General features: G+C 62.9%; 7 protein-coding genes. 6 read left to right on the top strand and 1 reads right to left on the bottom strand.

Going from position 1 to position 9,494, the window contains the following annotated elements:
* Window positions 1–215: 215 nt before the first annotated feature.
* Together DNA98_RS17530 and DNA98_RS17525 are read left to right on the top strand one after the other, a co-directional pair.
* Window positions 216–485, top strand: a complete 270-nt coding sequence (locus tag DNA98_RS17530) for a septum formation initiator (RefSeq protein ID WP_110532675.1) — start codon at window positions 216–218, stop codon at window positions 483–485.
* A gap of 109 nt (window positions 486–594) precedes the next feature.
* Window positions 595–909: a hypothetical protein gene (locus DNA98_RS17525; protein WP_110532674.1), complete on the top strand. Its 315-nt coding sequence runs from the start codon at window positions 595–597 to the stop codon at window positions 907–909.
* A gap of 550 nt (window positions 910–1,459) precedes the next feature.
* On the opposite strand, the gene dnaE is transcribed toward DNA98_RS17525, so the two are convergent.
* Window positions 1,460–6,484 carry a DNA polymerase III subunit alpha gene (dnaE, locus tag DNA98_RS17520; RefSeq protein ID WP_110532673.1) on the bottom strand — a complete coding sequence of 1,675 codons (5,025 nt, stop codon included), beginning with the start codon at window positions 6,482–6,484 and terminating at the stop codon, window positions 1,460–1,462.
* An 80-nt stretch (window positions 6,485–6,564) separates the two neighbouring features.
* Here dnaE and DNA98_RS17515 point away from each other — a divergent pair, with 80 nt between their 5' ends.
* The 4 genes from DNA98_RS17515 to DNA98_RS17500 form a co-directional block, all read left to right on the top strand.
* Window positions 6,565–7,233 carry a response regulator transcription factor gene (locus tag DNA98_RS17515; protein WP_110532672.1) on the top strand — a complete coding sequence of 223 codons (669 nt, stop codon included), beginning with the start codon at window positions 6,565–6,567 and terminating at the stop codon, window positions 7,231–7,233.
* A gap of 51 nt (window positions 7,234–7,284) precedes the next feature.
* The gene (locus DNA98_RS17510; protein WP_110532671.1) at window positions 7,285–8,310 is read left to right on the top strand and encodes an ATP-binding protein; all 1,026 of its coding nucleotides are present in this window, start codon (window positions 7,285–7,287) and stop codon (window positions 8,308–8,310) included.
* A gap of 20 nt (window positions 8,311–8,330) precedes the next feature.
* A complete protein-coding gene (gene phoU / locus DNA98_RS17505; protein ID WP_110532670.1) occupies window positions 8,331–8,993 on the top strand; it encodes a phosphate signaling complex protein PhoU in 663 nt (220 codons plus the stop codon).
* A gap of 232 nt (window positions 8,994–9,225) precedes the next feature.
* A partial coding sequence (locus tag DNA98_RS17500; protein ID WP_233493288.1) for an Ig-like domain-containing protein occupies window positions 9,226–9,494 on the top strand: 269 nt, incomplete at its 3' end.

Genomic DNA, 9,494 nt, shown 5'->3' with positions numbered 1-9,494 from the left:
CATCATCAGCCGCTGGATCTGTTTGCCAAACTCAATCACCAGCAACTCCTGCTCGGCTATATTCTTCCCCTCTCCCAGCCGCTCGTACTCATCCACCAACTGATGCATCCGTTCCCGTATTTCGCTCATTCCAACAGTTTAGGCTGTTTGCCTATTTTCAGGACACACCCTCGTTTAGGGCCTCCCTTGGCCAGCTCCTGTATACTGCGGATGTCGTGGAGCGCCCCGTATACCGTTTTTTGCACTTGCTCTTTGCGCTGGGATCGTTGCACTTGCTATGGCTGGTGGGCCTCGAGTTCAAACGAACCCAGGAGCTGCGCGGTGAGATCAACCGCGCTCGAGCCCAGGTGGCCCAGCTCGAGGGCCGCCTGGCTCGGTTAACAGACGAAATAAGCGCAGCCCAAACCCCTGAGTACCGTGACGCACTGGTTCGGCGTATGGGGTACGTGCGGAAGGATGAGCTGCTAATACCCTCCGCCCGGTAAAACACATAACCGCACCTGGGGGTCGGGTAGCGCACCCCCACCAGAGGATGATCTGCCGGGTTTAGGCGCCGCTGTGTAAGCGGTATGCTGATTTCAAGAGGTAGTAAGGATGGTTAGCCGCATTGCCGAGAGGCTTTTAGAGGACGAAGGTCTCACCGAAGGCCTGAGCGACGAACAAGCCCAGGAACTACTAAGCTGGCTGATAGAGATCGCTGAAGATCTAGCCCAGCAAAACGATGAGGCAAACCCTTTGCACGACGCTGACGAGATAAGGGCCTCCATGACACAGCTTCAACGGCTAGGGCGAGAAATGGCCCGACTCTCGCGCAGCTTCAACATACCCATAGAGGAACTGATCGACCTGGTAGAGCTGGCCTGGGAAGATCCCGAGGCCCCACCGGCTCCTCCGGCCATGCGCGCTTGAACGACCCCTAATATCTGAACTCGGTTTAACTTTTACCTTGGAAAGCTTAGGAATGCGGCCTCCAGACAGAAGAAGCGAAGGAGCCGGAGGGGTCACAGGTAAAGGCGCGTTTAAACTTATAACGCTCCTTTAACACCTTTGGTTCTACGCTTCAATCAGGATGAGGGGGTTGCTGCAAAAGCCATACCTGGTGATCGCGCTGTGGGTGTTGGGATTCAGCCTGAGCCCAGGCCTGTTCATCTTGCCTGCCGCAACGAGCCCAACCCCTAGGTCCACGATTTGGCGCCCCCGACCCCGCAGCAGCGCTCCTTCGCTCCGAGAGTGGCTTTTGCCCGATCCGATGGGCCTCGAAACCCACTCGAGCCCGGCCTACTCATCCAAACCCCCGCCATATCGCCCGCGCCATATCGCCTGAGATCTACCGGCGTATGTGACGACTCCCCTTGCCTTGCGGTTCTAGCGGGACGGCCTATACGCTATCCACCATGCTGTTGAGGCTCCGCTCGAGCCCATACCTCGCCAAGAACAGCAGGCATAGCGCCCCCCCGCGTCAAAACGGCACTACCGGCCCCTGGGGCTCGCCGCCACCATTATGTCCTCGCCCAGACACCGTCGCCGCTAGCAGGGCCTCTCGGTCGGGGACCAATTTGGCCCTCACCCAATCGAGCCCGGCGAAGATATCCTTAGCGTTTTCCTCCACTCGAGGCCGAACCTCCATCAAAGCCCAAGAGTTGCCGCTTTGGATTTTCAAGTGCACCGGCACGCTGCCGGCGTACTCGTCGAAAAGGCTTCCTAGCTCGTGGATCTTTTCGTCGTCGAGAAGGGCTAAGTCCAGCTCGAGCTCCATCACCTTGGGAAGCCCCTCCAGTTCGTCATAGAGGTATACGTCTTGCGCCATCACCCGCAAGACCTCTCCCTCTCCGTCTGGTTCTACCTCGGCCACTACCAGCACCGGGGCGTCTTCGCGCACCCGCGGCGAGACCTTATCGTACGAGCGCCCAAAAGCCACCACTTCTACCGCGCCGGTTTCGTCTCCCAACATGAACTTGCACATCATCCCGCCGGATTTGGTAGGTTTGCGAACGATCCCCTCGACAAGCCCAGCTAGGAGCACCCGAAGCCGCGGTTTACCGTTTTTCTGGCTTTGGTAGTAGTCGGGCAGCTCCTCTATGGTGCAGCTTGCCGCTTCGCGCAGGCCCTCGTAGCGGAGCAGGGGGTGACCGGTGACGTAGATGCCCAAAGCCTCTTTCTCGTACCGCAACTGGGTCACCTCGTCGAGTGGCGGTATTTTAGGCAGGGTGGGCTCGCTCTGGGCATCGGCAAAAAGGCCCACCATGCCCGAACTGGCGCTCTCGCGCTCGGCCTGCGCCCACCGGAGCAGCTCGTCGAGGGCGGCGAGCATCTGCCCGCGCTCGCCCAGCTGGTCGAAGGCCCCGGCCTTGATCAAGGATTCCACCACCCGCTTGTTGGCCACGCTCGAGTCCAGCCGTTTGAGGAAGTCCGGCAGGGACTTATAGCGCCCCCCCCGCTCGCGCTCCCTGATGATGGCCTCGGTGGGCGCTTCCCCCACGTTCTTCACCGCCGAGAGGCCGAAGAGCACGCTCTGCCCCACGGCGCTGAAGCTGAAGGAGGAGCGGTTGATATCCGGCGGCAGCACCTCCACCCCCATCGCTCGGGCGGCGCGGATGTACTCGGCCACCTTGTCGGAGTCGTGGCGTTCGACGGTGAGCAAGGCCGCGTGGAACTCGACGGGGTAATGGGCTTTGACGTAGGCGGTCTGGTAGGTGAGCACCGCATAGGCCGCCGAGTGCGATTTGTTGAAGCCGTAGTTGGCGAAGGCCTCGAGCAGGTCGAAGAGCCTATCGGCCTCGTCCTCGGGGATGCCCCGCCCGGCTGCGCCCTTCTTGAAGATCTCCCGATGCTTTTGCATCTCTTCCATCTTCTTCTTGCCCATTGAGTTGTGGATCACCACGTCCTCGGCAACGAAGTTGGCAAAGGGCGGCACCGCGAGGTCATAAACACGTTTTTCGCCCACGGGCTCTATCCCCGTAATCACATCCCACAACACCTCAGACCGGGCCAGGCTCAGGAGTTCTTCACTCGCAAAGGCCACTCCCAGTTGGCGCAAGCGGTGCCTCGAGAGCGCTCGGTTGGGAGCCCGGAGGTTCAGCCCACTCGAGAGGCTTCCCCGTAAAGCCCCCACCTTGGCGTCGGCCTGTGCCCAGGTAACTCCAGAGGCATACTTAGCCTCCCGCACCTTATGCCCAACCGCGGCGGGGATGGCGTAGATGGACTGGTTACGCCGTTTCTTCCGGGCGAGGGCTGCCAGCCGGTCCAGGGCTTCACGCTTAGGCGAAAGGATATAAGGACCCAAAACCTCAGCAAAGCGCAGGACATCCTCTTGGTCGGTGATCAACAGCTCATGGCTGGGGCGGCAACGGGTAGAGCGGCTTCGACGCATCGAGACGATGCCCAAGCGCAACAAGAGATGGGATAGGTCCTCGATGAGGAGAAAGCTCGATGAGCTGTAGGAAATCCTCTTAGCCTCTATGGATCCGTCGGTGTTCCACAGCTTGCCCAAAAAAAGCTTGAGGCTTTCCTCGTCGTAAGCGAATACCTCCTGGGGAACCCGCTTCTCGTGGGCTCGCTTATCGAGACCGGCCTCTTCGACCAAGGACGTGATGGGATTGCATCCCCTCTGAGCGCCCCGACAGGTGATGGTGGACACCTTCGTCCTGGGATGCAAATAGGCCTTGGTCCTCGCCCCCAAGGCATGCACTGCCTGGATAAAATCCTCAAGCATAGCCGGGTTAGAGCTGTAGAAGTTGGCCTTAACTACCTCGCCCCAGCGGGTTTTCGCCCGGGTATTCCCATCGCCCAGAAGATAGGCCAAGACCGTGACCCTGTTGGGGTCAGGTCGCAAGCTGCCGAAGCCGTAGGTCCTGCGCGGTACGGCAATGGCGTCCCCTACCTTGAGATCACATAGGTGCCGCCAGCCCAAAACCGTAAGCAGGGGGTGCTCAGCCGTCAACTCGAGGCTCCGCCCACTGCGGGTACGGAGGCGATACACCGGCTGCACCCCGTTATAGATACGTTCCTGTACCTCGACACGGTAGAACTTGTAATCCGGCCCGAGGCTCAAAACCCTCATTCCAGGCTCTACCTTCTCCACCGGCACCCGCTCGCCGGTATCCACATTGAGGATCAGGGTTCCTTCGGCGACACACCGCCGCAGCAGATCGGCCTCTCCCAGGCTGTACCCAGCCGCCGCCGAGGCGATCTGCATGATCTGCTCCTGATAGACGGGGATGCCATAGGTTTCGCGCAGGATGGGCTCGAGGTACTTCGCGGCGTTGGGGAACTGGGGGTACTCGACGGGCTCGCGCCCGTGGTGGCGGCGGATGTAGGTGGGGATGTTCTCCATGGGGCCGGGCCGGTACAAGGCTCCCAGCGCGATGATGTCCTGGATGCGCCGGGGTTTTAGGCCGCGCACGGTGGCGGTCATGCCCGCCGAGTCGAGCTGGAAGATGCCCTTGGTCTCGCCCCGCCCCAACAGCTCGAAGGTCTTCTCGTCGTCGATGGGGATGGTGTCGTAGTCGATGTCGATGCCCCTCGATTCCTTGACGATGCGCCGGCACTCGTCGAGGAAGGAGAGCGTGCGCAAGCCCAAAAAGTCCATCTTGAGGAAGCCCAGCGCCTCGACCGAGCTCATGTCGTACTGGGTGACCTTGCCCTCGCCGTCGCCCGCCCGCATCAGGGGGATGTAGTCCGTAAGGGGCACGTCGGAGATCACCACCCCCGCCGCGTGCACGCTGGACTGGCGGCTCAGGCCCTCGAGCTTCTTCGCTACCTCCATCACCCGCGCCACCAAGGGATCTTTCTCCATCTCGGCCCGGAGGTCGGGGATGGTCTCGATGGCTCTCTCTAGCGGCGTGGGCTTGCCGAAGACCACCGGGATGAGCTTGGCCAGCTCGTCGGCCTTCTTCACCGGCAGCCCGAAGACCCGCGCCGCGTCCTTGATGGCGGCCTTGGAGGCCAGGGTGCCGAAGGTGCCGATCTGGGCCACCATCTCGTCGCCGTATCGCCGGCGCACGTACTCGATGACCTCACCCCGGCGCACGTCGGAGAAGTCGGTGTCGATGTCGGGCATCGAGACCCGGGCCGGGTTCAAGAAGCGCTCGAAGAGCAGGCCGTAGGCCAACGGGTCGATGTTGGTGATGCCGGTGGCATAAGCCACCAGGCTCCCCGCTGCCGAGCCGCGCCCCGGCCCCACGCTGATGCCGTTGTCCTTGGCCCAGTTGATGAAATCCTGCACGATCAGCAGGTAACCGGGAAAGCCCATGCGCTCGACCACGGTGAGCTCGTAGACGGCGCGGGAGAGGATCTCCCAGGGACCCCACTGGATGCCTTCCTTGAGTTCGGGGAGGTGCCGGCGGGTGGACTCTAGGTCCTCGAGCTCGGCCAGCGCCTTGGCCAAGGCTGCCCCGCCGCTATCGCCTATGGCGACTCCCTCCTGCGGTACGGGCTTGCCGATCTTGCGCAGGAACTCGCGGTAGAGCTCCGCGGTGACCCGCTCGGGGTAGCGCTTGAGGAGGCCGCGGAAGGTGAGCTCGCGGAAGTACGTGACCTCGGTGCGCCCCTCAGGCAGGGGGTACTTGGGAATGCGGTACTGCACCTTCTTGGGCACGAGTTCGACGTTGCACATGCGCCCGATCTCGAGCGTGTTATCGAACAGTTCGTCGAAGCGCCCTCCCCACAGCTCGCGCTGGCCCTCGAGGGCCGAGCGCATCTCCTCGGGGGTCTTGACGTAGAACTCATCGCAGGGGAACTTCCAGCGGTTTGGGTCGTCCCAGGTAGCCTTCGACTGCACCGCCAGCAGCACCGCGTGGGCCTCGGCGTCCTCTTTGCGCACGTAGTGCCCGTCGTTGGTGGCCACGATGCCCAGGCCGTACTTGTCGGCGAACTCCTTGAGCACCCGATTGACCTTCTTCTGCTCGGGGAGGCCGTGGTCCTGGATCTCGATGAAGTAGCGTTTCTCCCCGAAGATCGAGAGGTACTCCAGCAGGCGGCGCTCGGCCTCCTCGTGGCGCTCTTGCAGGATGAACTGGGGGATCTCCGCCCCCAGGCAGCCCGACAGCACGATGAGGCCCGCGTTGTGCTCGCGCAGGATCTCGCGGTCGATGCGGGGTTTGCCGTAGAAGCCCTCGAGGTAGGCCCGGCTCGCTAAGCGGCAGAGGTTCTGGTAGCCCTCGAAGTCCTTGGCCAGCAGCGTGAGGTGGAAGTAGCCCCCGTCGAGCCCCTTGCCCTGCTTGCGGTCGAAGCGGCTCTCGGCGGCCACGTAGGCCTCGTAGCCGATGATCGGTTTGACCCCGGCCTCGGTGGCGTACTTGTAGAACTGTACCGCCCCGAACAGGTTGCCGTGGTCGGTCATGGCCAGCATGGGCTCCTCGGGGCTGACCTTCTTGACCCACTGGATGAGGTCTTTGAGGCGCGCCGCCCCGTCCAAGAGCGAGAACTGGGTGTGCTGGTGCAGGTGGGCGAATCGGCAGGAAGGGTGGGCTGGGTCGTGCGACATTCTGGCTATAGCATAAGCCAGAACGGAAAGCACCGCTCTCTGACATTTCCCTGACAAGCTGGGCCTTACACTGAACCGTGATGCCGAAGCTTTTGGTGATCGAGGATGAACCTGCGGTACGGATGGGGTTGCGCCTATCCCTGAGCCGGGCCGGACACCAGGTTCTGGAAGCCGCCACCGCCACCGAAGCCTGGGAATGGCTACCTCAGGCCGATCTGGTGGTGCTGGACTGGATGCTGCCTGACGAGCCAGGGGTGCGGCTTCTGGAGCGCTTACGCCGCGACGGTCGCTACGAGAGCTTGCCGGTGCTGATGCTCACCGCCCGGGCTGGGGAAGGCGACCGGGTAGAGGGGCTCACCCGCGGGGCTGACGACTACCTGAGCAAGCCCTTCTCCACCCCCGAACTCTTAGCCCGCATCCAGGCCCTATTGCGCCGCAGCGGGAAGAGCGGCCGGATCGAGCGGGGCGGACTGATCCTGGACCTCGAGCGCCACCAAGCCAACCTGGACGGTCAGCCCCTCGAGCTCACCCGGCGCGAATTTGACCTGCTGGCCTTTTTGGCCCGTCACCCCGGCCGGGTCTACAGCCGTGAGGAACTGCTGGAGCGGGTCTGGGGGCCAGAGTTCATGGGCACCGCCCGCACCGTGGACCAGCACGTGGCCCAGCTGCGAGAGAAACTTCGCGAGGATCCCAAGCTGCCCCGCTTCCTCGAGACGCTGCGCGGGGTCGGCTACCGTTTCAGGGAGTAAGTTCCCATGGCACTTCCCTTACCAGCGCCTGCTAGGATGATAGACATCGGCATGGATGCGCTCAGCACCAAGCAGAGCAAGGCTTTAGAGGCGGCCTGGGAACAAGCCCGCGAGGGCTTGGTGCTGTTTAGCGAAGGGCGGGTCAGCTATCTAAACCCCGCCGCCGCCGCCATGCTCGGGGTGGAGCGCGAGCGGGTAACGGGCCGCTCTTTGCTGCTGGCCTTGCGCGATCACCGCCTAGAAGTGCTTTGCCACCTGGGCGGGGAGGCTACGGTGGAGGTGCGCGGCCACACCCTGTGGGCCAAGGCCGATCCGGCGGGCTGCTTGCTGCTATGGGATAAAAGCGAAGAAAAAGCCCGCCAGGAGGCCCTCGAGGAGGCCAGCCGGGTCCTGGCTCACGAGTTTCGCACCCCGGTGGCGGGGATGCTCTCCCTGCTCGATGCGCTGCTGGAGGGGTTGCCCCCGCACGAAGCCGAAGAGGCCCTGGAGATGATCCGGCACGAGGCCCAACGGCTCTCGAGGCTAGTCGAAGATCTGCCGCTCAACCGCCTGCCTGGGCAGGAGCGCACCTTCCCTCTCGGCGAGCTGCGGCCCCGCCTCGAGCGATTCCTGGCCCCTCAGATGGCGGAAAGGGGCTCTTGGATCACCTGGGAGGTTGCTCACACGGTGCGGGCCAACCCCGACGCGGTATATCAGGCGCTTTTGAACCTGCTGGAAAACGCCCTCAAGTACGGCCCTCCCGGGGAGATACAGGTGGTGAGCGAGGAAGTCTTACCCCAAGCTGGGGCTGGTCTTTCCCTGCGGCTCGAGGTGCGTGACCACGGCCACCCGCTCCCCGACTACGAAGGGCTATTCCGGGCCGGCAGCCGCGGCGTCCACGCCGCCAGCGTGAGGGGGAGCGGCCTGGGGCTGGCCCTAGTGCGCCGTCTGGCCAGAAGCTGGGGCGGAGAGGCCTATGGCCGTACTTGGGAGGCGGGGCAGAGCCGGGGAAATGCTTTCGGCCTGACCTTCCCGGGCGTCCGGACAGAAACCGAAGGCACAGCCCAACCACGGCAAGGCGGCTTGGTACCTGGCTAGACTATACAAAAGGAGCAACCGTGCGCGAAGCCCTGGAACGTGAACTCAACAAACTGACCGAGGAGAGCATCCGGCTCATCTCCCTGGTGCGGGAGATGACCGAGAAAAGCGCCGAGGCCCTCTACCGGCAAGACCCCCGGCTGGCCCAGGAGGTCATCGTTCAGGACGAGCAGGTGGACGCCCTCGAGCTCAGGATCGAGGGCGAGGCTATCACCCTGATGGCCCGACAACAACTTGTGGCCTCCGATTTACGCTTTGCCTTTACCGTGATCAAAGCCCTCACCGACCTCGAGCGGGCGGGGGACTACGCCAAGCACGTAGCCGAGGATGTAATTCTGCTGTCCAAAGAGCCTCCGCTCAAAAACTACATCACCCTCCCCGACATGGGCCGCCGCCTCACCCTCATGCTCGACCTGTTGGCCAAGGCCCTGGCCGAGCGGGACCTCAATGCGGCCAAAGAGCTGCTGCGCCGCGACGACGAGGTGGACGGGCTTTACGAGGAGGTGACCCGCGAACTCCTCACCTACATGATGGAAGATCCCCGCACCATCTCCAAAGCCCTCACCCTCATGCGCATCGCCCGCAGCTACGAACGGCTGGGGGATCACCTCGAGAACGTGGCCGAGCGGGTGATGTACTGGCTCACCGGGAAGATGGAAAAAAAGCCAGAGGATATTTATTAGTATGCGCCCAGGCCGCTGTCGGGCGTTGAGGGCGGGCTTTATTGACTCTGTTAAGGCCGTTAAGGAAACTCTCAGCTAGGGCGGTGGCTACCGGCGGTATGAATATTCGGGGTTAGGGATACCCATTCGACCCCGACAAGAAAAGCGCGGCTCGAAGCGTTCTGTTGGGGTAGGCGGAGGTCCCGCGGCTGGGCATCCCAAGTAGCAAATGACAAGAATGGGTATCGGAGTCATGGCAAAACTCGATGTTATGTGGCTGCTGGGCTTGCTGCTATTGCTCGCCGCGGCCTGCGACCAGCAAGCCCAGCCCCCCCTCGACGACCAGACCGCCCCCACCGTCACCCTGGAAAACCCGGTGGGAGGAGCCGCCGTCAGCCTCAACCTCACCGTCCAGGGCACCGCTACCGACGACCAGGCCGTCACCCGCATCACCTATCAGCTCAACGGCAGCCCCGAGCAAAACCTCCCCATCACCCCCGCCCCGAAGGTGCCCTTCAGCTT

This window comes from Meiothermus sp. Pnk-1, from assembly GCF_003226535.1.
Classification (GTDB): domain Bacteria; phylum Deinococcota; class Deinococci; order Deinococcales; family Thermaceae; genus Allomeiothermus.
Note: the sequence above shows the minus strand (reverse complement) of the source record. Positions and strands in the feature narration are given on the sequence as shown.